Origin of the sequence: Catenuloplanes nepalensis, from assembly GCF_030811575.1 — a bacterium.
In the GTDB taxonomy this organism is placed as follows: domain Bacteria; phylum Actinomycetota; class Actinomycetes; order Mycobacteriales; family Micromonosporaceae; genus Catenuloplanes; species Catenuloplanes nepalensis.
The window spans coordinates 9,102,830-9,127,947 of record NZ_JAUSRA010000001.1 but is presented as its reverse complement, the minus strand read 5'-3'; the positions used below and the strand labels follow the sequence as shown (position 1 = coordinate 9,127,947).

Here is a 25,118-nt window from a genome sequence, read left to right as displayed (position 1 = left end):
CACAACCTCCAAGACTGTCAGTTTTTTCCTTTATCAAGCGTCCTATACTTGCCACTAGCCTTTGTGTAAACTCCAATAAGCCCATTAGGGCCATAGACGACCAACTCATCCAAGTCCAGATGCTTTGCCCATCCACCTAGACTTGACTTGCAATACGGGCACGGAATTAAGCCAGCAACGTATAGTACACCTACCCCACCGCGCACACCGGCGTTCGCAGCTCTAATGAAAGCGCCAGACTCCGCATGGGTCATGGCCTGGGGCATGACGCTGGCGGGTCTCGGATACCCGTCTAGGCCATGCGCATTGACATCAAAGAACGACTGGCCGCCAACGTCGAGCCTCGCAAGCACTTGTACGTTTGGATCTGCCGCCTGAACTATGTCGAGCTTTTCCGCGGCATCAGCAAGACCCTCTTGAGGCGTCATGCAACTTTGATTGTGCGTGAGGACCGACAAGTCCCCCACAACCACGAAGTAGGTATGAATGTCGGCAACAGTTAGGTTGTGAACGGATTGAAACTCCGTCCAGCGGTCTATTGCAGATATCTGGATATACGTGCCGGCCGCGGTTTGTAGCAATTGCCCGGATTGCAGGTTAGCCGCGTCCACCCATTGATTGAGTTCAGGCACCCAGAAAGGATGGCCATCGGTAGCAACTATCTCGACGGTCGCGGAATCCCGCCCACTACCATCAATGGAAATCTTGACTAGGTTTTTGGCTCCAGCACCAGAAATTGTGGCGGTGACAACCTTTCCGCTAGCTTCACCGCTTTCAGGATCAGCCGCCCAAACCTCATCTCCGGGCTCAACACCCTCGATTGACTTACTTGAACCATCCGCCATCAGAATTTCCGTACCAGGGATAAAGCTATTGCCGGGTCTGGGACAACTACCACCGTCACCATTTCCAGCGCCGCCACTTCCACCGCCGCCACTTCCACCGCCGCGACTTCCACCGCTGGCGCCACCGTCGCCACGGCCGCCACCACTAGCGTTATCCGCCTTGGAAGGTTGCTTCTTACCACCGCTATCGGCGGCGGAGGAGCCGCTTGGGTTGGCTTTGGCTTGAGAGCTCTTTTGCGCGGGGTTGCCGGTCTTCTTCGTCATGTCAGCGGCCTTGGCGCTGGCGGTCTTCGCCAGATCGGCGGCCTTCTTCGCTGCGGCTTGAGCTGCCTTCTTCGCCTTCTCCGCAGCAAGCTTCTTAGCCGCGATGAAGGCTGCTTCGGCGGCCTTGGCGGCGGCCATGACGCGTTCGGCGATCTTGCGGGCGGTTTGCCAGGCCTTGATGGCGGAGATGGTGAGGTCGATGGCTTTGGCGATCTTCGGGATCTTGGCGATCTTGCCCCAGGGGACGGCACCGATGATCAGGCTGCCGCACGCCCACATGTCACCGCCGAAGCAGTTGATCGCGTCGTTGATACCCAGGAACTCGGCCAGGATGTTCCACGCAGCACCCAGGATCACCGACACCAGCGATGAGTTCATTGCCGCCTGCGCCTGCGCCACCTGCGCCGTGGACAGACCCGCACCCTTATAGGCGGCGTCCATCTCCGACGCCGACAACGCCACCGACAGACCGGATGGGTCGGAGAGGGTCATCGGGTTGTTGTGGGCGTAGGAGTAGCCGTTGTTCTGGACTGGATCGGCCAGGTCCAGCAGCGGGTCGGCGGACAAGAACCGGCCGACGACCGGGTCATACAGACGCGCACCCAGCGGCACGTAACCGGACGCATCGTCCGGGGTGGCGCCGAGGTAGCCGGCCTTCGTCTCCATCTTCGAACCCAGCGTGGCCACACCGCGCTGGTTGCCGAACGGGTCCTGCTTACGGATCCGGGTCTCCATGCCGTCCGCCAAAGCGACCTCGGCAGATGGCGTGCCCTGCGGATCGGAAGCCACGGCGACCATGCCGGAACCGGACGCGTTCGTGTAGCGCATGACTCCGCCGCCGGGGGCGGCGTAGTTGCGCTGCACCGAAACCTGCACACCGCCGGTCTGGACCGTCAGCGTGGTCTCGCCGAGCATCAGGGTGGCCTGGCGACCCTGGACGGTGATCAGACGCGAGCCGCCGGGGCCGTAGATGTGCCGGGTCTGGTTCTGCGGCTCCCACTTCTGCTCGGCACCGGTACCGCAGGTGGCCAGGACGATCGGGGTGCCGTTCACACCCGACGTGTTCTGGACCGCGATGCACAAGCCGGACGGCTGGTGAGTCAGCTGACCGGAAGCGTTACGAGTCAGGCGCTGAGCAGCGGAATCGTCGCACTTCTGCACCTGCAGCGCAGAACCCGCGGTCGTACCAGCCGGGACGACGCACCAGTCCTGAAGGATCGACAGGGTCCCCAGGTTCGGATTTGACTGACCCGGCGCCGGGTTGAAGGAGAACTTCTGCGCCAGGGTGCCGTTACATGCCGTCGACTGCATCGGCACACCGGCCGCAGGCACACCCGACTTCAGGTCCAGGCACTTACCGGCCAGACCCACATACTCGGTCTTACCGGTGCCGCCCTGACCGGTGATCGACTCGATCTGGCCGTCGTACGTCCAGGAGAGTTCCTGCTTGTCACCGTTCTGGATCGACGTGACCGACTTCGTCTCACCGGTCAGCTCATACAGGCGCGTCGCCTCCGCAGTCACCTGCGCACCAGCCGGGGTCGTGTACTTCTTACCGACCTTCGTCAACGTCCGCGGCTGACCGCCGTCAGCAGCACCGTAGGAGTAGGTCGTCGTCGCGTCCTTGCCGGTGTCACCGGTCAGATCCTTCTCGACCAGCTTCGTACGGTTGCCGAGCAGGTCGTAGGAGTACTCCTGCCAATAACCGGTCTTGTCCACACCCGCACCAGCAAGCACCGCGCCATCCGTGGCGACCGGGCCCGGCGCACACGTGACCTGACTCTTCGCCGTCCACGCCTTCGTCAACTGGCCACGCGCGTCATACGTGAAACACTGCCGCTCGTCGATACCGAGGCTGTGCTCACGAATGTCGGTGATGTTCCCGGCCGCGTCGTAGGCGTAGCTGCGCTGGGAGACCAGGTTGCCGGAGACCAGCAGCTTGTTACCGGTCTGCTCGCGGTAGACCTGACTCGTCTTCAGCTCACCGCTGGCCTCGTCATAATCCGCCAAAGCCCACACCCGGTACGGCTGCGAACCCAACGTCGACCGGACCACCTGCCCGTACGGCGAATACACCGTCTCCGTGCCATACCAGTCCTGACCGGACACCGACAGTGGTAGGCCGTCGTTGGAATACCGGACCAGCAACTTCTCCGACGGCAGACTCCCCACCGCGGGCAGCACCGACGACTCCGGCAGACCCGTGTCCGTGTAGGAGTACGCATACGTGTACGAGGTCTTGAAACCCCACGAATCCGCCACCGACTGCGGCAACGACAGCGTCGTCGACGTCGGCTGATAGTCGGTCGTGTAACCCCCGACCGTCTGCGTGTACGCCTCATTGTTCGTGTACCGCGTCACCGACGCCGGCAGACCCACACCACCCGGCGCACTGTCATACGTGTAGCCGGCCAGCAGCGCACCGGTCGCCGAGCCGAGCCGCTGCGCGACCGGACGAGACAACTCGTCATAACCAGTCCACGTCGTCACCCCACGCGCGTTCGTCGTGGTGACCGGCCGGTCGCGGTGGTCATACGTCGTCGTCGACGTGCCCGCGTCCGGGTCGGACGAAGTGACCATCCGGCCGCGCTGGTCGAAGCCCCACGACCACGGCCGCGTCGGATCCTCCGAATGCAACGCCTTGACCATCTGGCCACGCGTGTCGAACTCGTACCGCATGCTCGTAAACGTCGTCCGCGCCGCATCCGTGAACGTGTCGATCCGCGTCGTGCGACCGTTCGCATCCGACCAGATCCGGTAGGAGCTCGACCCGGCCGGGTTGATCACCGTCGAGTGGTCCAAGCCGTACTCGTACCGGGTGGCCCGCTCCGGCTTCGCCGCACCGTTCAAAACCGGCAATTCCTCAAGAACACGACCCATGCCGTCGTACGTGTAACGCGTCATGTTCGGGATGGCCGTGTCCGCCAGCGGCGTGAACAGCGAGCCCTCGGGCTTGCCCGTCGTGAAGTAGGCGTTGTTGGACTGCCAGACCTCGCCGGAGCTGTTGTACAGCGTGTCGGTGATCAGCCGGCCGCCGCCGACCGCCTCCTCCTGCGACTGCCGCTCCCGGCCGAGACCGTCATACAACGTCACCGACACCTGAGTCCGGTTCTCATGCCCCCGCGTGTACGTCGTGACATACGGCGGCGAACCGGCCGGCGTGGTGTAGACGGCCTTGAAGTCCGGCAGTGTCGTCGCGGTCGGCGTGCGGCCCGGGGACCAGGCCTCGACCAGCCGGCCGAGCGCGTCGAAGCGGGCCTCGCTGACGTGACCGTTCAGGTCGGTGGTCTTGAGCGTGGTGGCGCGGCCGGGCTCGACCTCCTGGGTCTGCGTGTGGCCGAGCGAGTTCTTCGTGGTGATCCAGAACGCCTGGCCGGTCGCCGGGCGGTATTCCATCGTGGACTTCTTGCCGTCCACGTCCGTGGTGGCGATGACCCGGCCGATCGCGTCGAACTCGGTGGTGCCGCCGGACTGGAAGCCGGTGCCGTCCGCTTTCAGCGAGAACGTCTCGGTGACCAGGCCGCGCGAGTTGTCCGCCGGGGCGATCCCGAACGCCTTGCCGTCGTAGGCGGTGCGTCCGCCGCCGGCCAGGGACTTCAGGTCGGTCCACGTCGCGTTCTCGCACAGCGTCGGGCTGGCGAGCATCTCCTGGGTCAGGCCGATCAGGTTGCGGCTGGTCTGGTGGTAGTAGGTCGTCTTGGTGCACGACTCGTCGCCGGACTTGCCGGTGTCACCGAGCGATTCGATCTGCGTCGGCAGCCCGTACGTATCCTCGAAGCTGGTCTTGGTCTCGACCTCGCGGATCGTGCGCTTGTCGTCGCCGGTGCCGGACGATCGTGCCCACGACTTCTGCCGCGGCTCGGTGATCCGCCACGCGATCAGCGGGCTGACCCCGTCGGCACGGTTGCGACGGGCAAGTTCGGTGGCCTGCGGGTACGTGACGGAACGGGTCAGCCAGTCGTCGTCCGCGGCGGTCGCGGACGAGTAGGTCAGCTCTTCCGCGACCCGGCCGGCGAACGGCTCGCGGTCCTTGGCGATCTCCGCCCCGGCGCTGTCCTTGACCGTACGGTCGTCGCCGAGGCCCTGGAAGTAGCGGGTGACGGCCTTGGTGCGGCGGCTGCCGATGGCCGGGTCGTCGACGCCGGACAGCACGGTGGTCTGGGCGACGCCGGCGAACTGCGAGTACGTCCGGGTGGACTTCTTGGAGAACTCGGCGTCGGCCAGGCGCCAGGCGGGGCCGTCGTACTCGTACGAGGTCTTCGTGCCGTGCGCGCCGGAGACGTTCGGCAGTTCCTCTACTGATTCGACCACGTACTTGTGGAACCAGTCGATGTCCTCGACGGCCGGGTCCGGGTGCCAGTAGGTCGGGTAGCAGAGCCGGTTGTTCGACTTCAGGGCGGCGGTGTCGTTCTTGCCGGGCAGACCTTGACCGGTCGTGCACTGACCCGCGGGCGCCTTGTACGACACGACGGTCTCGCCGCCGTATTCGTTGATGACCCGGGCGATGCGCAGGCGGGAGAAGCTGGGGCGGCTGTCGTCCTTGACCCGGTTCGGCATGTCCTCCGGGTTGGACTCGAACCGGACCGGGTTCAGCGTGATCTTCTGCCCGGCGGCGCCGGCCCGGTCGTAGCCGGTGCGCAGGATCGACTCCAGCCACAGCGCGGTGTTCGGGCCGGTCTTCAGGACCGGGAACGACTGGCGGAGCTGGTACTCGTCGACGGTCTGCCGGGCGGTGCTGTGCTCGTACCGCTGGGCAGAGGTGGTGATCTTGTCGAGGCGCTTGCGCGAGTAGAACGACGGGTTCGCGTTCCAGCACTGCTTACCGGCCACACAGTTGAGGTCGGCCGGGGTGTCGTACCAGATGCGGTACTTGCCTGGGTCCTTCGACGCGAAGTTCGCGTCGGTGCAGGTCAGGCCGTCCTCGTCGAAGCAGCGCTCGGCGACGGAGAACGCGACGCTGGCCGGCGCGGGCGCGGAGAAGATCGAGCTGGCGCGCTGGCCGTAGTCGATCCGGGTGAGGTAGCCGCCGCGGTCGTAGGCGACCGGCTTGTTCCAGCCGAAGTTCCGGGCGTAGTGGCCGCCCTCCTTCTCCCACCAGAAGCTCATCGCGTTGCCGTGCAGGTCCTCGACGTAGTCGAGCGACCAGCGCCAGCCCTGGTAGCAGGACGAGTCGGCGAACTTCGGCTGGTAGCAGTCCTCGTTGGCGTGGTTGCCGAAGACCGGGACGTTGAGCACGGAGTTGGTGACCGGCTTGCCGTCGGTCCAGCCGGGCAGCCGGTTGCGGCCGAAGTGGTACTTGGTGCCGTCCCGGGTGGTGACGACCCAGTACTCGCCGCGCCAGGCGCCGTTGCCGCTCGAGTTGTCCTTGACCTGGGTGATCACGGAGCCGTCGCCGTTGGCGGTGGTCCACTTGTTGTCGTCCCAGACCAGCTCGGTGGTCGAGCCGCCGAGCGAGAGCGTGGCGTTGTGCGAGCCCCAGCACATGTCGCCGGAGCGGTGGTCCTTGTTGTTGGCGTTCGGAGTCTTGGAGTCCTGGGCGCAGCTGGTGTACGTGCGGGTGATCGAGCCGGCGCTGTAGTCCCAGCCGTCGCCGATCCAGGAGGCCTGGTTGTTCGTGGCCGACGTGCGCCCGTCCACGGTCTGCGAGGAGTAGCCCAGCGCGACCTTCGGGTTGAGGCCACCGGCGGTCTCCGGCACGTGCACCTGGTACGAGTAGGTGAACGCGCCCGAGGACTGACCCGCGGCCCAGGAGCCGGAGGAGAGCAGCGGCGTGGCGGTGAAGTCGCCGGCGGAGGAGGCGCCGGTGTCCAGCGCACCGACCACGCCGGACGACGCGGCGGCGGCGCGGGCGTTCCCGGCCGGGGCGCCGTCGAGCAGGCCGGAGAGCGGCACGGTGCCGGTGACGACGCGACGCTCGGCGGCGGTGCTGCGCGCGTTCGCCGGGGGCGGGATCACCTCGACGTCGCTGCGCACCGCCGGGGCGGGGTCCTCGCTCGGTGCGCAGTCGCCGCTGGTCGGCGCGTCGTAGACGCAGTCGGGCAGCAGCATCATGCCGAACCGGTCGGCGGCCTGCGGTCCGTACAGGTCGGCGAAGGTGGTGTAGTCGACGCTCAGGGCGACGGACGCGTCCGGGTCCGCGGCGGCGGGCGGCGTGACCTTCATGATCAGACCGGGTACGCCGGCGGTCTGCGACGCCTCCGGCGCGGCCAGATCGACCTCCCACCGCCCGGCCAGGGCGGCCGGGTCGCCACCCTCCGGCACGCCGAGAGAGACGGGGGTGCCGGTGATCGGCAACGACTCGCCGGCCTTGACCCCGGTCAGGTCGACCTCGCCGGCACCGGCCTGCCACGGCGTGACCGCCTTGGGTACGTACGGCTCGATCTCGTTCTCGGGCTTGGTGGTGAGGTCTTTCCGCGCCTCTTCGTTCTCGGCGAGCGGCTTGATCTCCGGCAGCTTCGGCAGGTCGACCGCGCTCTGGCCGCGCGCCGGGTTGTCCGGCGGGAGAGCCAGGCCCTGCGAGGGCGTGCCGGTGACGACCAGCGTGGTGGTCAGCACGCCGATGAGGAGGGTGCGGGCGCGACGCCGCCAAAGACCCGTGGAACGCATTGGTGTCGACTCCCGCCGGTAGGCACCACAAGGGACACGCCACTGATGGCGCGCGCTCGGGCACTATGCGCGACGTCGCATGTCGACTCAAGATCACGTGGAGTGACCTCGTGATCGCAAACGTGATCCGGGCCACGCCGCAAACAAGGGCCATCCGGGGCGACAGCCACACCTAACGCGAAACACATCTTCGCCGCCAATGCGGACATTCCACGAGGGAAATCGGTCAGACGGCAATGAGAAGCCTGTCACTGGTAGTGACACATCGCCTACATAACGGCTTGGTAACACCCGAACACACGATCGAGCGTGCGATCGTATGCGCGTTTATCGACGCCTGGCCCTCGGGAGTAGACCGTGCATCGCTTCCTCAGCCCGTTCGTGCGCACGCGTACCCGATTGGCGTGCACGGCGGGCCTGCTGGTCGCCGCGCTGATCGCCGGCCTGCTCCCGATGTGGTTACTGCGCGACGATCCGGCCCCGGCGACACCGGTCGCCGCCGGTCCGCGCACCGAGGCCGACGCGCGCGCCCAGGCGGTCGCCACCGGCGAGGAAGTACTGGTCGAGACCGCGACGAACGCGCACGAGCAGACCTGGGCCCGGCCCGACGGGCGGATGCGCACCGAGGTCCACCCGGTCCCGCAGCGGGCCAGGAACGCGGCCGGTCAGTGGGCGCCGATCGACACCACGCTCGTCCGCGACGACAGCACCGGCACGCTGCGGCCGGCCAACCCGGTCGCGCCGGTGCGGTTCTACGCGGGCGACAGCGGCGCGGCGAGCGGCGGCACCGGCGGCGGCACCGGCGGCGGCACCGGCGTCACGTCCGTGCTGGCCGAGGTGGAGTTCGAGGGTCACACGATCTCCTACACCTGGCCCGGCCCGCTGCCGGCGCCCGTCGTCGACGGCAACCGTGCGCTCTACCCCGAGGTGCTGCCCGGCGTCGACCTGCTGATGGTCGCCCGGCCCGAAGGCGGCTTCGGGCAGATGCTGATCGTCAAGACGCCGCAGGCGGCCACGCTGGACCGGGTGCGGCACCCGGACTTCGGGCTCTACTCGGAGACCGCGACGTTCCACCGCCAGCCGGAGACCGGTGGCGTCGTCGTGCGCGACCAGAGCGGCACGGAGATCTCCTCGATCCCCACGCCGTACGCCTGGGACTCCTCCGGCACCGACACGCTGTCGCCGGGCGAGCCGGTGCGCACCTCCACCGCCACCCCGGCCGACGTGCTGGCCCTGACCGGGCTGGGCTACATCGAGCCGAGCGCACGGCAGGCGATCATGCCGCTGCGGCTGGGCGGCGACGGCACCCGCACCGCGCGCATCCACCTTGACGCGGACTCCACCGGCCTGCTCACCGGCGACGCGACCTACCCGGTGTTTCTCGACCCGACGCTCACCTCCGGGCAACAGGCCTGGACGTTCGCGTACAAGAAGAACCCCAACCAGGTCTTCATGAACGGTACGAACTTCGCCGGCGGCACGACGTCGCTGACCCGCGTCGGCTATGAGAGCCAGCAGGGCAACACCGGGCGGGCGTTCTGGCGGATGGGCTTCAACACCAACATGCACGGGGCGACCATCGACTCCGCCACGTTCAAGGTGCTCAACACGCATTCCTGGAGCTGCCTGACCCGCCCGATCGAGATGTGGGCGACCGGCGGCATCGACAACACCACCACCTGGAACAAGCAGCCGAGCTGGCTGACCCACCAGCAGACGGTGTGGTTCGCCAACGGATACGGCAGCGGCTGTGCCGACAACTACGTGCAGTTCAGCGTCAAGAACGCGGTCCAGCAGGCCTCCGACAAGTACTGGCCCAACCTCACGCTCGGTATGCGCGCCAACAACGAGGCCGACACCCAGACCTGGCGGCTCTTCCAGGCCAACACGGCGGTCCTGAGCGCCGTCTGGAACCGCACACCCGGCGTGCCCACCAGCCTCGTGACCACACCCGGCGGCTGCGTCAACGACACGTCCAAGCCCACCATCGTGGCGAAGACGAACCTGGTGCTCAGCACGGTCGGCAACGACGCGGACGGCAACCTCAAGAACCTGCGGTTCCGCTTCTGGAAGACCGGCGGCACCCTGCCGGCCGGCACGGTCGTCACCACGCCCGCGAACGGCAAGGTCTCGCTGACCATCCCCAGCACCCAGCTGGAGGACAAGACCAACTACTCCTGGGACGTGCGCGGCGAGGACCACATGGGGGCGGTCTCCGCGTTCACGCCCGCCTGCCGGCTCCTGGTCGACGCCAGCGCGCCGCCGCCACCGGACGTGGTCAGCGACGACTTCCCGGCCGCGACCGAGGACGGCTCCACCTGGTCCAAGGTTCCGTTCGGCACCGGTGGCCGGTTCACCTTCACCGCGGCCGGTGCGGCCTCGTTCAGCTACGCGCTGGACAGCGTCAACCCGGTCACCGTCGCCGCGGCCAACGGCACCGTGACCGTCCCGGACATCAAGCCGCGGCACTCGGGGCCGACCACGATCGTGGTCCGCTCCCTCGACCCGGCCGGCAACCGCAGCGAACCGACCGTCTACACGTTCTACGTCACGCCGAAGTCGTCCGCGGACGGCCCCGGTGACGTGACCGGTGACGGGCTGCCGGACCTGGTCGCGATCAACCACAACGCGCACCTGCGCACCTACCCGGGTGACGTCAACGGCGAGCTCGACCAGTCGCTGGCGGCCTCGTACACCGCGGACAGGACGGCCAACCCCGAGGGCCACTGGTACGACTGGAACGCCGGCAAGGCGGCCCTGATCACCAAGCACGCGGACGTCTATCCGGGTGACGGGATCACGGACCTGTTCGCCCGTACCCCCGATGGTGGTTTCTGGATCTATCCCGGCGACGGGTACGGCAGCTTCAACGTGGACCAGCGCCTGCGGGTCCTGCTGCCGGCGAACGCGCCGAACCCGTCGACCTGGACGCAGATCAAGGCCGTCGGCGACGTCACCGGCGACCGGTACCCCGACCTGTTCCTGCGCGCCGGGACCTCGTTCTGGGCGCTGACCGGCTACACCGGCGGCAGCTTCCAGCAGGCCGTCGAGCTGGACACCGCCGGCTGGGACCGCCGCGAGATCCTCACCGTCGCCGACATCGATCTCGACAACACCCCCGACCTGCTCTGGCGCGATCTGAGCAGCGGCGTCGTGTCGCTGCGCCACGGCAAGCCCGGCGCGGCGGCGGGCAGCGTCACGCTGGAGTCGATCGCCAAGGCCGCCGGCTCCCGCTCCGGCGACGTCTCCTTCGGCACCGGCTTCACCGAGGCCTCCGCCATGATCAGCGTCCCGGACACCAACGGCGACAAGATCCCAGACCTGTGGGTACGCAACGGAACCAACGGCTTCCTGCAGCTCTACCACCCGAGCAGGACCGCGATCGGCAACCCGGTCGGCGACGTCATCGTGGCCGACTGGCGCCAGTTCAAGTCGTTCGCCTGATGAGCGGGAGGGGCCTCGGTCCGGGGCCTCTCTACGTCAGTCCGGCGATCTTTCGCAGGAGCACGGAGCGCTCGCGGTCGTTGCGGCACAGGCGGGCTGCCAGGTCCAGTTCGGCGCGGGCCTCGGGGTGGCGGCCCAGCCGGGAGAGCAGTTCGCCGCGGACGGCCGGGAGCAGGTGGGAGCCGGCGAGCCGGTCGGTGGCGACCAGGTCGTCGACGATCGGCAGGGCGCGGGCCGGGCCGTACGCCATGGAGACCGCGACCGCGCGGTTGAGCTCGACGATCGGTGACGACGCCACCCGGCCCAGGGCCTCGTAGAGCAGCACGATCCGTTCCCAGTCGGTGCCGGCGACGGACGGGGCGGTGTCGTGGCAGGCGGCGATGGCGGCCTGGAGGCCGTACGGGCCGAGGCCACGGCCGAGGGCGGACGCGCGGTCCAGGGCGGCGGTGCCGCGGCGGATCGCGGCACGGTCCCACCGCCGGCGGTCCTGGTCCTCCAGCAGGATCGCCTCGCCGTCCGGGCCGGTGCGGGCCGGGAAGCGGGCGGCGGTCAGCTCGCAGAGCGCGAGCAGGCCGTGCGCCTCGGGCTCGCCGGGGAGCAGCGCGGTCAGCATGCGGGCCAGCCGGATCGCCTCGTGGGCCAGGTCGGCGCGGACCAGGTCCAGGCCGGAGGTGGCGGTCGAGCCCTCCGTGAAGATCACGTAGAGCACGCTGAGCACGGTGCCGAGCCGGTCCCGCCGGTCGGCCGCGGCGGGCAGCTCGAACGCGATCCGGGCGGCGGCGATGGTCTTCTTCGCGCGGGTGATCCGGGCCTGCAGCGTCGGCACCGGGATCAGGAACGCGCGGGCGATCTCCTCGCTGGTCAGGCCGCCGACCGCGCGGAGCGTCAGCGCGACGCGAGCCTCCGGTGCGAGCACCGGATGACAGGACATGAAGATCAGCGCGAGTACGTCGTCGTCGATCCCGTCCGGGTCCCAGTCCTCGTCCGGCGCGGCCTCGCCGGTGGCCAGCAGCGGGTAGCGGCGCTCCAGCGCGCTCCGGCGGCGGAAGCCGTCGATCGCGCGCCGCCGCGCGGTGGACAGCAGCCAGCCGACCGGCCGGTCCGGCGTGCCGTCCCGCTGCCAGGAGACCAGCGCCTCGGCCAGCGCCTCCTGCGCCAGGTCCTCGGCCAGCGCGAAGTCTCCGGTGTACCGGGCGAGCGCGCTGACGATCCGCGCCGACTCGATCCGCCAGACCGCCTCGACCGCCCGCCGCGTCGCCGGATCGGCGGGTCGCCCGTCCACCGGCGCGGCCACGCCATCAGCCGGATCACCCGGCGGGGCGCCGGCGGGCGGCCCGTCCGCCGGGGTGGGTGACGGGCCGCCGCCGGTCGCCGGCATCAGAGCTGGCCCGTGCGCTCGCGCCAGGCCCGCTCCTTGATGATCCACTCGTTGTCCTGCGGGAACTCGTCGATGGTGGGCACGCGGCGGATCTCGCACTTGGAGCCGCTCATCGCGGGGATCCGCTTCGCCCACTCGACCGCCTCCTCCTTGGTGGCGACGTCGAGGATGTAGTAGCCGCCGAACAGCTCCTTCGTCTCCCCGTACGGCCCGTCCGTCACCACCGGCTTCTCGCCGCTGAAGTCGACCACCACGCCGTTCGCCGGGTCGTCCAGCCCTTCCGCGGCCACCAGCACCCCGGCCTGGATCAGCTCCTCGTTGAACCGCCCCATCGTCTCCAGCATCTGGTCGAACGGCGCCTCCCCCATCGCCGCCATCGACTCGTCCGTGCCCCGCATGATCAGCATGTACCGCGCCACGACCGTCTCCTCATCTCCGCGGGCCGCCTCTCGGCCCCCGACACTCCCAGGTCGAACGACCCACCCCCGGATCGACACGCCCCGCAGAAATCTTTCCGGCGGCCCGGACGCGAACAGAATCGGCCGGAAATCGGGGTTCGTGGTGACCAGCGACGTCGCCGGCTCCGAGGCGGAGGCGGAGGCGGAGGCGCCGCGAGGTTTGCCCGCAGGAGGAGCGGCTCCGTTACCCGTTCGGTAGCGGCTCGCCGCAACAATCATTGACCGACACGACAAGGAGGTCGGACATCGAAGTTGACCTACTCTTTGTGTCGGTCAGTGATCCTTTGGCATGAGCGGTCGCGATGGCTCGACCATCACGTCGGCTCCGCACGACGGTGCCTAATTCTTGCGTAAATATCACAATATTTCGGGCAGGTACCGCAGTCTCCAAGCAGGGCTCGGCGCTCTCGATGCCCGGGTGGGCAACAGAGTCGGGAGCAGGCGGGCTACACCACGCCAGAAGCGGTCAAGCGGGGTCTCAAGTCGTCCTCAGGCTGGCTCAAGCGTCCGCGGACGCAAAACGAGCTATAACCCGCCGGAAGCGAGAAAGCGGTTGTCAGGGTTGGGGATCGAGGCGCATGTGGTGGGCGTCGGTGATGAGTTCGGTGAGGCGGGGGATGGAAACGGCGGGGAGGTGCAGCATGACCAGGGGGAGGTCGGCGTAGCCGGGGGTGGTGAAGAAGAGGGTGGGCTCGCCGAGGAGCAGCGCCTGTTTCTCCGCCTCGTCGCCGACGAAGAGAACGGCGACGTCGGTGCGGATGCAACGGGGCTTGCCGGGGATGCGCTCGGGGTACGACCAGACGAAGCCCCGGCCCGCGACGCGGAAGTCGAAGCCGTCGCTGGCGATCTCGACGGCGTCCGGTAGGGCGAGCGCGATGCGGCGCACGTCGTCGGCGTCAGCCATGGTGGTCGCTCCGGTCGCGTTCGTTCCGCATACGGCGACCGTACATTCGGCCGCGCGCCGAATGCGTCACCACGCTCGTATCGCGCCGGGCAGCGTAAAGAGCAGCTGGTCGATGGAGGGAGCCTCCGGTTCGCAGACGCGTTTGAGCGCCTCGTACCAGTCGTGCAGGTGCTTTACTCTGCGGCCACTCACCTTCTCCCTCACCAGCACGCGGGCGACCGGATCCGGTCTGAAGTGCGTGGTGGCCCGATATGCGTACTCGATTCCCACGCTGACGTCGGCGATGCGCATCGCTCAATGATGCCCCGGGGTCCTGTTCTCGGTGAATCCGGTTATCGGATGATCGGTATCCATCCGAGGCGGGCCTTCGCTAGATTCGGGGGCATGGCGGGCAGCGGCAAGGCGCCGGCGGTCGTGGTGGAGGCCGGTGGGTATGAGGTGCGGGTCTCCAACCCGGACCGGGTGTATTTTCCGGACCTCGGGCTGACCAAGCTGGATCTGGTGCACTACTACCTGGCGGTCGGGGACGGGATCGTGCGGGCGCTGCGGGAGCGGCCGTGCATGCTGCACCGGTTCCCGGACGGGCTGGCCGGGGAGAAGGTGCATCAGAAGCGGGTGCCGAACGGCGCGCCGCCGTGGCTGGAGACGGTGCGGGTGTCGTTTCCGCGGTACAACCGGCACGCGGACGAGCTGTGCGTGACGAAACCGGCGGACGTGATCTGGGCGGTGCAGATGTCGACGGTCGAGTTTCATCCGTGGAACTCGAGACGGGCGGACACGGAGCGGCCGGACGAGTGGCGCATCGACCTGGATCCGATGCCGGACTGTTCGTTCGACCGGGTGCGGCGGGTTGCCGCGGTCGCCCACGAGGTGCTGGACGAGCTGGGCATCACCGGTTTCCCGAAGACGTCCGGCGGGCGTGGGCTGCACCTCTATGTGCGGATCGCGCCGCGCTGGGGGTTCGCGGAGGTGCGGCGGGCCGCGCTGGCGTTCGCGCGGGAGGTGGAGCGGCGGGCGCCGGACGAGGTGACGACCGCCTGGTGGCGGCGGGACCGGGATCCGGCCGCGCTGTTCGTGGACTACAACCAGAACGCGCGGGACCACACGATCGCCAGTGCGTACTCGGTGCGGGGTGTGCCGGAGGCGACCGTGTCCGCGCCGGTGGACTGGGCGGAGATCCCGGATCTGGATCCGCGTGACTTCACGGTCAAGACCGTGCCGGAGCGGTTCGCGGCCCGCGGTGATCTGCACGCGGGCATCGACGACACCGCGTTCTCGCTGGAGGCGCTGCTGGAGTGGGCGGATCGGGACGGGCTGGACGTGCCCGATGAGGGTTCTCCCTGAAGTTCGGCTCATGTGATTGGCAGATCACCGAGGGAATCGCCATTCTGGTTGCGCATACGCCCTCGCGTCGCGAGGAGAGCGCTCCCTGGAGGCTTCGAATGCCGTCAACTCGCTGGTGGGTGACCCGGGCGGTCGCGCCGGCCGCCGTGGTCGCCGTGGCCGGTACGCTCGCGATCACGCTGATCCCGTCCGCGAACGCGGCGGACGAGCCGATCTCGCACGGCCGGCCGGTCACCGCCTCGTCGTCCGAGGGCGCCAACTGGGCGCCGGAGCGCGCGGTCGACGGCGACTCGAAGACGCGCTGGAGCAGCGCGTTCGCCGATCCGCAGTGGCTGCGGGTGGACCTCGGCGCGCCGATGAACCTCGACCGGGTGGTGCTGGCCTGGGAGCGGTCGTACGCGACCGCGTACGAGGTGCAGGCGTCCACGGACGGCGCGGCCTGGAGCACGCTCTACTCCACCGCCGCGGGCAAGGGCGGCACGGAGACGCTGGACGTGAGCGGCACCGGCCGATATGTCCGGGTGCACGGGACGAAACGGGCGACCGGGTACGGCTATTCGCTGTTCGAGTTCGAGGTGCACGGGACGCCGGCCGGTGGTACGCCGGCGACCAGCGATCCCGGCCCGGAGCCGAGCACGCCGGCGACCAGCGACCCGGCACCCCCGAGCCCGGCCGGCCCGTCAGCACCGCCGAGCCCGGCCGGCCCCTCAGCACCACCCACGACGACGGACCCGGTGGAGACCGGATATGTCATGGCCGATCCCCCGGTGACCGGCGTGGTGCCGTCGGCGAAGCAGCCGCCGAACGCGGTGCACCGCGAGTTCCAGGCCAACTGCGCGGTCAGCCGGTCCAACCTGCCGGACGACCCGATCGTCTTCCCGAACCTGCCGGGCGCCTCGCACTCGCACACGTTCATGGGCAACACCACCACGAACGCGCACAGCACGATCGAGTCGCTGCAGGCCGGTGAGACCGCGTGCATCACGCCCGGCGACAGGACCGCGTACTGGATGCCGACGCTCCTCAACGACGGCAAGGCGGTGCAGCCGGTCGGCGTGCAGACGATCTACTACAAGAGCGGCGTGATCGACTACACCAGCGTGCGGGCGTTCCCGGCCGGGCTGCGCTACGTGGTGGGCAGTCCGGCGTCCACGCAGGACGCGTTCCGGAACCACGCCGGCGCGGTCGAGGGCTTCGAGTGCGGCGACAGCTACAAGAACTGGGACATCCCGGCGAACTGCCCGGCCGGTACCCAGGTGAACATCCGTCTCAAGGCGCCGAGCTGCTGGGACGGCCTGCACCTGGACTCGCCGGACCACAAGAGCCACATGGCGTACCCGGTGGACGGCCGTTGCACCGCGAGTCACCCGGTCGCGGTCCCGATGATCGAGTTCAAGATGGCGTGGCCGGTCTCCGGTGACATGTCGAAGGTGGCGTTCTCCAGCGGACGCGGATTCTCGTTCCACTACGACGTCTACAACGCCTGGGACGCGCCGACGCTGGACGCGCTGGTCAAGCACTGCATCAACGGCGGCCTGCAGTGCGACCCGCGCGGCTACGACCAGTTCCACCCGGAGCGCGGGGCGGCTCTCAACGCGCAGTACCGACTCCCGTAACGACCGTTTCCCGAAGGGCCCGGCCGGATGACACCCGGCCGGGCCCTCCGCATTGGACAATGTCGGCGGTAACCAACGGGGATCTCTGAACGACGGAGTTGAATCTTGCGAACGAACAGACATCTGCTGGCCGGCCTCACCGCCCTGACCGTCACGATCGGCGTGCTGGTCGCGCCGTCCGCCGCGAGCGCGAAGCAGTCGCACCTCGACGAGTTCCTCCGGCGTACCCTCGACGGCCTGGCCTTTGAGGAGGTCCTGGACCTGGCGCCGCCGGCCACCGCCGCCGCGCGGGCCGCGGTCGTGACGACCGACAAGGAAGAGCTGGCCACGGTACGGCGGGCGGCCGCACCCGCTCCGATCGTGCAGCAGCCGCAGATCGACGCGACCGTGCTGGAGCTGGACCCGGACGGCCGGATCACCGGATCCGCGACCGTGCTGATGAGCCCGCAGTACCCGGACGGCGTGATCGTCGACGTGGACCGGAACCTGCGCACCGAGGACGTGCGGTGGCGGGAGTGGGACGACGCGGGGTGGTACGCGAACGCGGCGCAGGGCACGGTCGACATCGTGCCCGGCCGCGAGGACGCGTCGCTGGACTTCATGTCGCCGTACCCGGCGTCGGTGCTGAAGCTGATGGTGGCGTTCGGCGTGCTGCGCCTGGTCGACCAGGGCGTCGCCGATCTGGACGAGACGTACGCCTACCGGCCCACCGAGCCGAGCACGCTCTGCGGGCCGGACTTCGACGACACGCTGCGCGGATACCTCGACCGGATGATCACGGTGTCGTCGAACGAGGCCGGCTGCGCGCTGATCAAGTTCCTCTGGGACCACGACGCGGTCGACGGGCTCAACCAGACGTTCCAGGACCTGGGCCTGGAGACGCTGCGGCTGCGCAACACGCGCCCGTCGAACGGCGGCCGGTGGACCAACGAGATCACCATGACCTCGCTGGACACCGCGAAGCTGCTGGCGATCATCAACGGCGGTCCCGGCACGCTGTGGACCACGCCGGACGGCCACCGCGTCACACGGAACGAGCTGAGCCACGCGTCCCGCGAGTTCTTCGCGGCCACGCTGCGCCAGCAGGGCTACAACTGGATGCTGTCCACGCCGAACTTCTGCGGCCGCGACTACCCGGCGGCCGGCATCCCGCAGAAGGTCGCGCCGCGCTGGATCGCCGAGGACGGCACGATCACGCTCGGCACCGACGCGTTCGGCGAGGACGTGCGGCCGTGCAACCGAGCGGCCGAGGTGACGTTCGCGCACAAGACCGGCTGGGTCCCGAACAGCGGCGCCGACTCCGGCATCGTGCACTCGCTGCCCGGCGAGGACGGCCGCCACTACATCATCTCCGTCTTCTCCAACCTCGGCGACCAGTACGCCGACCCGAACCGCCCGCCGACCCCGGAGGGCACGGTCCCGGTCCAGTACACCGAGAAGTTCGCCCAACTCGGCGCGATCATCGACCGCTACCAGGAGCACCGCCGCTGACAGGCACGCGAGCGGAGGCCCCGGGGATGACGTTCCGTCCCCGGGGCCTTACGTCACTGCCGGTCAGGCCGAATCGTTACGTCTCCGAACAAGGTTGGCGATAGCCAGGACCTTCGGCCTTCCTGCGGTACGGAATCGCAAACCATGCCGGAAGATTTCCGGGATCCAGTACTGGTCTTCCTCGCGGAAGAGAATGCCGTTGAACTCGAGCAACTGAGCCTCTGACAGTGACAGACCGACCACATCCAAGGTGAACGGCACCTTGCGGTCCTCGGAGTGGAGATTCCGCATCTTCTCCAGGAGCGCTTTCACCGGCTCGTTCTCCTGGCCGATCTCATAGATCTTGTTCTCACTGCACGAAGGAAGCGCGTTCCGCATCGCGTTCGGCGTCAAGACCCGATCATGCCATCGCCTGTCGCCGACGGACTTGTCCGCGGCATCCGCGATGAAGGTCGCGATATCGCGTGCCTGGATCTGGCCGGTGAAATCAGAAAGCGCCGCATAGAACCACTGCTGAGACCGTGCCTCTCGCGACTTCTCGGAGCCCATTCGTTCTCCCCAGATCCTGAGCATCACCGCGGAAAGCTGATCAACGTTGGCCTCCTTGACCCACGCGGAGTCCTCCCGCAGTGCACCGCCGCGCTGACACACCCATGCGGCGAGGCGAAGCGCTTCCGTTCTGTTCCATCGGAGCGCGTAGTTCCGGTACCGGCTCTCGAACTGAGGAAAATTCTGCACGATCGCGCTTCTCGCAAGATCGTGCCGAATGAAGACGACGAGTCCGATAGGCCGACCACGCAAGCTGCGAAGCCACTCCGTACAACCGGTGAGCAGCGCCCGCAGCGCGGTGCTCTGAGATCTGCTCGTGTTGAAGAGCGGAAAGAGGTCCTCGAGTCCGTCGACCGCAAAGATCACATTAGAGTCGCGCGCGAAGCGCGTCAGCGCCTCCTCCGCCGTATCGACGTCCGCCGCCAGGCCGATGGCTTTGGCGAAACATGACAGCCAGGTACGACGCCAGAAAAGTTCGTCGTGGCTGCGCTCCGAGGCCAACGCCTCTTCGATCACCGTCTTGAGTGCCGATGGAACGGCAGCCTCACCGCCGGTGAGGCTGCGAGCCGCTGAATCCCGGAGTGCCACCAGCTCATCGGCCCTCTCCGTGGTCAGGTTCGTCGACCAGAAGACCGGAGCGGTCCTCGACATCACGCTGACCTCCTGGACCCCCGCTGCGTCGGCGAAGGCCTGCCACGTGCCCCGGGTGCAGAGCTGCAGGAAGGTGAAGGTCTTACCCGAGCCCTTGTTGCCGATGACGACCTCGATCGGCGGATCAGTACGATGCGCTTCGATCAGGTTGTCCAGCGCATTGGTGACGAGGAATTCCTGGTCGGTCGACGTATCCGCATATTGCAGACTCGCTGCCGTTACGGCGAGGGTCTGCCGCACGGTGTCGGGCTCGGTGTCGTCCTCCTGCCCGCTGTCCGCCACGGCCGGAGGACGCGCCTTGACCCGGCCGAGGGCATCCGTGAGCGGCCTGAGCGGCACAACGATGTCGGCCGCCTCGATGACCTCGAGCACGTCGTCCCACGATGCCGGGAGGTTGAGCAGCCGGGGGTCGAATCGACTGGCCATGAGCGGATTCCGGGCGTCGCTGTCCACAGCCTGAGTGGAGTCGCCCTCCTGAGGCGTCTGCCCCGAGGACGCCTCCAGCGCATGCTGACGAAGGAGAGTCGCCACCTCCTCCAGCCGGGATCGATGATCCGGTTCGCTGTACTGGGTCAGCAGGACGGAGATGTCGGGATCGTCGTCTCGGGCGGGCGCACGGCGGGCGATTTCGGACAGGATCTGCGCGGTGCCCCTGACCGACTGGTCACTTATCGTGGAGGTGAACACACGATGCACCCGCGGGTCGAGCAGCAGAGGGGCACTGAGTTCACTGATTCCCGCCCGGAGGTCGACCAGAACGATGTTCGCCTTGACCTGCTCAGCGAGTCGCGCCAGCACCGACGTCAGGACATAGGGGTCCCGATCGGCGGTGAGAAGGTCGACCGGCTCGATCCGGGGCGGGGAGGTGAGGGTCTGGATGCGGCGGGCCGGCATGACGACAACACCGCCGATCTGCTGATTCGCGAGAAACTTGGCGCCTAGCTCGAGTGCTTCCGAGTAGTCGTCGTCCAGACTTCCGTGCGTGAGAGCCAGGAAGTCCTCGTACGCGTAATCCATGCGGAGGCCTTGGCTGTCGACCATCCAGGTTATGCCTGGGGCTTCCAGGTCACCGTCGATGAGAAGCACCCGATTGCCCGTCTCGCTCAGGTGCTTCGCCACCGCGAGACAGTGAAGTGTCCGTCCGACGCCGCCCTTGAAGGAATGGAAGGCGCACACTGCGATGCCCGCTGGCAGCCCCTCCGTCGGCGGCGCGATGGGCGACCCAAGACTCGCCGTGATCGAGTGGTCCTTCCACCTCGGCATCCGATGGTCAGCGGTGGAGCCGCCGGTGGAAAGGATCTCCACAGGCAGCAGCCGCTCGATACTCGACTGGTCCAGCAGGAGTACCTGCCTGTCCTGATCGATGGTGAGCGGGCCGAAGGTGTGTGATAGCCACGCCCACACCTCATCGTCCGAAGTGCTTCCATCGGTCAGGAGCCGGACTGACTCCCAGTATGAATTCACCTCTACCAGCCAAAACGGCCAGGAACCACGCTCCGCGAGCGCGGCGAGATGCTGCTCGACGTCGAGCCAGGTGAAGAGGTGGTCCGGCACGAGCGCCGGGACAGTTCCCTCGGGAATCATCGCAGTTCCTCTCGACACCAAGCGATCAGCAAGTCCAACCCTGCCACGAAGTCCTTCTCCGTCGAAGCCGAAAGGCGGCGACCGTACCGCCAGGCCTCATGGACTTGATGCACATGGATCTGCTGCCCGGACTCGTGGCTGGCACAGGGCTTCAATGCCTGCGTGATGAGTGGCGGCAATCTCAGTTCGATGGCCAACGCCCGCAGATCATGGCTACGAAGCGACTCCGGAAGCTGAGCCGTGGACCGCGCACGCCTTCGGCGGAGCACCGCGGCCTTGAGTCCACATTCAACGGCATAGAAGCGAAGCAGGAAGTGACCAGCATGAGCGCCGCTCGTACTCGCCTGGCTGAACAGATCAAAACGTCCTCGAAGAGCGGCGACGCCCACATCGATCGACACGGCGGCATCGTACCGGAAACGCAATGATCAACTTCGAAGGTTCACACGTGCCATCCCCGGCACTGGCAGGTCTACGACCGCAAGGCCCGGTGAAGTCACCGGGCCTTGCGGTACTCGGGCGATCAGGCGACCCGTGCGGACTCGTACCGCGGGGAGCCTGGGTCCTCCACGCTTCGGGTGGTCTGGAGGCCGAGGCGGCCGCGGGTGGCGATGATGAGGATGATCGCGGCGACGGTGGCGGCGATCAGCTGGCCCCACATGGTGTCGGCGGATTCCAGGGTGGGGAAGACCTCGGGCCAGATCAGCGAGTACGTGCTGTTGATGCCGGCGTGCAGCAGCATGATCAGCGGGACGCTCTGGCCGGTGCGGTTGAAGACCCAGGTCATCACGAGGCTCAGCGGGACGCAGCCGGCGATGAAGATGATCGGCAGCCACCACGGCTTGTCCGGGCCGCCCCACTCGGTGAGGAAGAGCGGCAGGTGCCAGGCGCCCCACAGCACGCCCAGGATCGTGGTGCCGAGGATCGGGCCGAACCGCTCCTGGAGCCGGGGCAGGGCGAAGTCGCGCCAGCCGGGCTCCTCGGCCGCGGCCGTGGTGATGATCTGACCGATCAGCACCGGGACGTACGCGGCCAGAATGATCAGGCTCGGCATGGTGATGGTGCCCCAGGTCTTCGGCAGCGCGAGCGGGGCGAGCAGGATCGCGATCGGCACGATCAGCAGCACCGCGAAGAACCACCGCCAGCCGACCCGCCAGTGCGTCAGCCGGTGTGCCCAGTGCCGCAGCCCGGCCCGGCCCTCGGCGAGCGCGGTGACGATGAACGCGGCGCCCAGCGGGCCGAGGTACGCACCGGGCAGCACGCCGATCAGCTGGCCGCCGACCTCACCGCCGGGGAAGCGGATGTCCGGCTCCAGGCCGAGCCCGTGCGCGGAGAGGATGTACGGCACCCAGCAGAACCAGCTGAGCCCGAACGCGAGCGTGAAGAAACTCAACACCGGGAATCGTCGTACGAGTCGCCGCAGGCCGTCCATCGTGCGCTCCGATCAGGACTTTCACCGTTTCTCTGACGGGGTTCAGTCCACCGGAACGGGAGCCGGAGATCATTGCAGGAGACTGGCCAACCGGGGTACAGCCTGCTGCACCCCGGCCGGCGGGCGTCCTCAGGCGACGTCGAACGCCTTGATCTGGCACTCGTCGACGAGCGCGAGCTGGTTCTCCGGGGGCAGGCTCTCGAACGCGACGAAACCGTCCTCCTCCCAGGCGTCGATGCCGTGCGAGCGGATGCAGGTGATCCAGTCGCGCAGCTTGTCCGCGTAGTGCGGGTCGGTGCGCTGGGACAGCTGCCAGGGCTCCTCCGGCTCCAGGTGCTCGCACGCCTTCGCCGCGGCCTGCTCCTTCGCCTCGAAGTCCGCGTCCGGCTCCGCGGGCGCCGCGACGGGACCGTCGGCGGGGCCGCCCGGCTGCGGCTCGTGCTTCGGGCTGCCGTTGTCCGCCAGGCACGCGAAGTACACGTCGTAGAGCCGGTCCTCTTCCTCCTGCGAGGCGTCCGGGCGCAGCAGCGGACGCTCCCGCGTGGCGGGCGAGGCCGCGGCCGTGGCGCCGGGGGTCGCGGTGTTCAGCGTGACGACCTGGTCGGCGGCGGTGTCGGCCTTCTCCCCGTCACCGCAGGCGGCCAGCAGGGCGACGAGCGCGATGCCGGTCAGGCCGGTGCGCAGCATGGTCATGGTGTTCCTTCCGGGTGCGGTCCTCATGATGTCGCGAACGCCTTGGCCTGGCACTCGTCGACCAGGGGCATCTGCTCCTCCGGCGGCAGCGACTCGAAGTTGAGATGGCCGTCGTGTTCCCAGGCGTCGATGCCGTGCGCGCGGATGCAGGTGACCCAGTCGCGCAGCCGGTCCGCGTAGTGCGGGTCGGTGCGCTCCGCCCGTTCCCAGAGCGCCTCCGGTTCCAGGTGCGCGCACGCGGCCGAGGCCGCGTCCCAGTTCTGGGCGGTCGCGTCGGATCCGCGCTGGGTGATGTCCACGCCGTGCTCCTTCAGGCAGGCGTAGTACGTGTTCAGCAGCCGGTCCTCCTCTTCCTGGGTGGCGTCCGGGCGCAGCAGCGGTCGCTCCGGAGCGGCCGCGGACGGCGCCGGGCCGGTGGCCAGCGAGACGACGTCGTCGTCCGACGACGATGACGACGACGGTGGCGCACCGCAGGCGGCCAGCAGCAGCACGAGCGCGACGCCGGTGGTGAACCGGATCATCGTGGGCTCCTTCCAGAGCACGGGGTCAGGTTCCGAAGCACGGGTCAGGTCCGGAGCACGGGTCAGGTCCGGAGCACGGGTCAGGTCCGGAGCACGGATCAGGTCCGGAGCACGGATCAGGTTCCGGAGGCGAGCGCGACGGTCGGTGCGAGCCGGGCCGCGCGGATGGACGGGTAGACGCCGGCGACCACGCCGACCACGATCGCGCCGCCCAGCGAGCCGGCCACCGCGAGCGCGGGGATCACCACCGGCAGGTCGTGGTGGAGCGCGTACGCGGCGCTGCCGGCGATGCCGAGGCCGGTGCCGGCGCCGCCGCCGAGCGCGGAGAGCACCACGGACTCGGTGAGGAACTGGATGCGGATCTGCCCCCGGTTCGCGCCGAGCGCGCGGCGCAGGCCGATCTCGGAGCGGCGCTCCAGCACCGAGATGACCATGGTGTTGGCCACGCCGATGCCGCCGACCAGCAGCGCGACCATGGCCAGGCCGACGAAGAGCACGGAGAACGTCTGCTCGGTGGCACGCTTGGCGAAGAGCGCGTCGGACGGCAGCGTGACCCGCACCCGGCTCGGCTCACCCGGGTGCACGGTCGCGGGCAGCACCGCGCGTACCGACTCGATCGACGCCTCCCGGGCCCGCAGGTAGAGCGCGGTCGGCCGGCCGTCGAAGCCCAGCTCGGCCTCGGCGGCCTCCCAGCCGACCAGCACCGACCGGTCGATCTCCGGGGACAGCGGCGTGGTGGCCAGGACGCCGACCACCGCGAACCAGCTCCGGTCGATCATGATCTGCGGCGGAGGACCATTCGAGGGTACGACCGGGATGCCGAGCCGGGACGCGGCCACCGACCCGAGCACGACCGTGGGGAACTCGCCGCCGGCCCGGTCCAGGAAGTTGCCGGAGTAGAGGCCTGCCTCGAGCGTGCCGAGCAGGTCGGGCCGGGCCGCGAGCACGGACAGCCCGGAGCCGTCTCGCGGGTCGGTGAGGTCGGAGCGGCGCACCACCGCGTGCGTGTTCGCGACCGCGCTCACGCTGGTCACCGGCCCGATCCGGCCCACCATCCCGACCGACTCGGCCGGCAGGCCGAAGTCCTGGTCCGGGTTGTCGGCTGCGGTCACCTGCAGCAGGTTCGGGCCGAGCGCGGCCAGCTCGTCCATCAGCGCGCGCTCGTTCGACTCCGGGATCGCGGTGACCGCGACCATGGTGGCGATGCCGACCGCGATGCCGAGCGCGGACAGAACCGCGCGCATCCGGCGGGTGCGCAGGCCGATCGTGCCCAGCGACAGCACGTCGGCGAACGAGAGGCGGACCGGTTTCACGCGCACCCCCCAGCGACGCCCCGGG

General features: G+C 68.4%; 15 protein-coding genes. 4 read left to right on the top strand and 11 right to left on the bottom strand.

The genetic code is table 11. From position 1 onward, the window contains the following. Nucleotides 1–17 precede the first annotated feature (17 nt). Complete coding sequence (locus J2S43_RS39755) at nucleotides 18–7,715, bottom strand: ricin-type beta-trefoil lectin domain protein (protein WP_370881720.1); 7,698 nt, start codon at nucleotides 7,713–7,715, stop codon at nucleotides 18–20. Between the two features lie 357 nt (nucleotides 7,716–8,072). On the opposite strand from J2S43_RS39755, the gene J2S43_RS39750 reads away from it, so the two are divergent. After that, nucleotides 8,073–11,159, top strand: a complete 3,087-nt coding sequence (locus tag J2S43_RS39750) for a DNRLRE domain-containing protein (RefSeq protein WP_306838367.1) — start codon at nucleotides 8,073–8,075, stop codon at nucleotides 11,157–11,159. A 31-nt stretch (nucleotides 11,160–11,190) separates the two neighbouring features. On the opposite strand, the gene J2S43_RS39745 is transcribed toward J2S43_RS39750, so the two are convergent. The 4 genes from J2S43_RS39745 to J2S43_RS39730 form a co-directional block, all read right to left on the bottom strand. Continuing rightward, nucleotides 11,191–12,537 (bottom strand): RNA polymerase sigma factor, encoded by a 1,347-nt coding sequence (locus J2S43_RS39745; protein WP_306838365.1) that lies wholly within the window; start codon nucleotides 12,535–12,537, stop codon nucleotides 11,191–11,193. Further along, nucleotides 12,537–12,956: a YciI family protein gene (locus J2S43_RS39740; RefSeq protein WP_306838363.1), complete on the bottom strand. Its 420-nt coding sequence runs from the start codon at nucleotides 12,954–12,956 to the stop codon at nucleotides 12,537–12,539. The genes J2S43_RS39745 and J2S43_RS39740 overlap by 1 nt, the downstream gene beginning before the upstream one ends. Before the next feature lie 595 nt (nucleotides 12,957–13,551). Further along, the gene (locus J2S43_RS39735; RefSeq protein ID WP_306838362.1) at nucleotides 13,552–13,899 is read right to left on the bottom strand and encodes a hypothetical protein; all 348 of its coding nucleotides are present in this window, start codon (nucleotides 13,897–13,899) and stop codon (nucleotides 13,552–13,554) included. A gap of 66 nt (nucleotides 13,900–13,965) precedes the next feature. Further along, nucleotides 13,966–14,190 (bottom strand): hypothetical protein, encoded by a 225-nt coding sequence (locus tag J2S43_RS39730; RefSeq protein ID WP_306838359.1) that lies wholly within the window; start codon nucleotides 14,188–14,190, stop codon nucleotides 13,966–13,968. A gap of 93 nt (nucleotides 14,191–14,283) precedes the next feature. Here J2S43_RS39730 and ligD point away from each other — a divergent pair, with 93 nt between their 5' ends. From ligD to J2S43_RS39715, 3 genes are all read left to right on the top strand, one after another. Further along, nucleotides 14,284–15,243 (top strand): non-homologous end-joining DNA ligase, encoded by a 960-nt coding sequence (gene ligD, locus J2S43_RS39725; protein ID WP_306838357.1) that lies wholly within the window; start codon nucleotides 14,284–14,286, stop codon nucleotides 15,241–15,243. Between the two features lie 98 nt (nucleotides 15,244–15,341). Next, complete coding sequence (locus J2S43_RS39720) at nucleotides 15,342–16,859, top strand: DUF1996 domain-containing protein (RefSeq protein WP_306838355.1); 1,518 nt, start codon at nucleotides 15,342–15,344, stop codon at nucleotides 16,857–16,859. A gap of 105 nt (nucleotides 16,860–16,964) precedes the next feature. Then, a complete protein-coding gene (locus J2S43_RS39715) occupies nucleotides 16,965–18,350 on the top strand; it encodes a serine hydrolase (RefSeq protein ID WP_306838353.1) in 1,386 nt (461 codons plus the stop codon). A 63-nt stretch (nucleotides 18,351–18,413) separates the two neighbouring features. On the opposite strand, the gene J2S43_RS39710 is transcribed toward J2S43_RS39715, so the two are convergent. The 6 genes from J2S43_RS39710 to J2S43_RS39685 form a co-directional block, all read right to left on the bottom strand. Next, nucleotides 18,414–21,134: a KGGVGR-motif variant AAA ATPase gene (locus J2S43_RS39710; protein WP_306838351.1), complete on the bottom strand. Its 2,721-nt coding sequence runs from the start codon at nucleotides 21,132–21,134 to the stop codon at nucleotides 18,414–18,416. Continuing rightward, nucleotides 21,131–21,535, bottom strand: coding sequence for a hypothetical protein (locus J2S43_RS39705; protein ID WP_306838350.1), 405 nt, complete (start codon nucleotides 21,533–21,535; stop codon nucleotides 21,131–21,133). The genes J2S43_RS39710 and J2S43_RS39705 overlap by 4 nt, the downstream gene beginning before the upstream one ends. Nucleotides 21,536–21,657: 122 nt before the next feature. Continuing rightward, nucleotides 21,658–22,530: a CPBP family intramembrane glutamic endopeptidase gene (locus J2S43_RS39700; protein ID WP_306838347.1), complete on the bottom strand. Its 873-nt coding sequence runs from the start codon at nucleotides 22,528–22,530 to the stop codon at nucleotides 21,658–21,660. 165 nt (nucleotides 22,531–22,695) lie between these two features. Next, entirely contained in the window at nucleotides 22,696–23,259 is a 564-nt protein-coding gene (locus J2S43_RS39695) for a hypothetical protein (RefSeq protein WP_306838345.1), read from the bottom strand. 23 nt (nucleotides 23,260–23,282) lie between these two features. Continuing rightward, nucleotides 23,283–23,780: a hypothetical protein gene (locus J2S43_RS39690; RefSeq protein ID WP_306838344.1), complete on the bottom strand. Its 498-nt coding sequence runs from the start codon at nucleotides 23,778–23,780 to the stop codon at nucleotides 23,283–23,285. 116 nt (nucleotides 23,781–23,896) lie between these two features. Next, complete coding sequence (locus J2S43_RS39685; protein WP_306838342.1) at nucleotides 23,897–25,093, bottom strand: ABC transporter permease; 1,197 nt, start codon at nucleotides 25,091–25,093, stop codon at nucleotides 23,897–23,899. Between the last annotated feature and the right edge of the window lie 25 nt (nucleotides 25,094–25,118).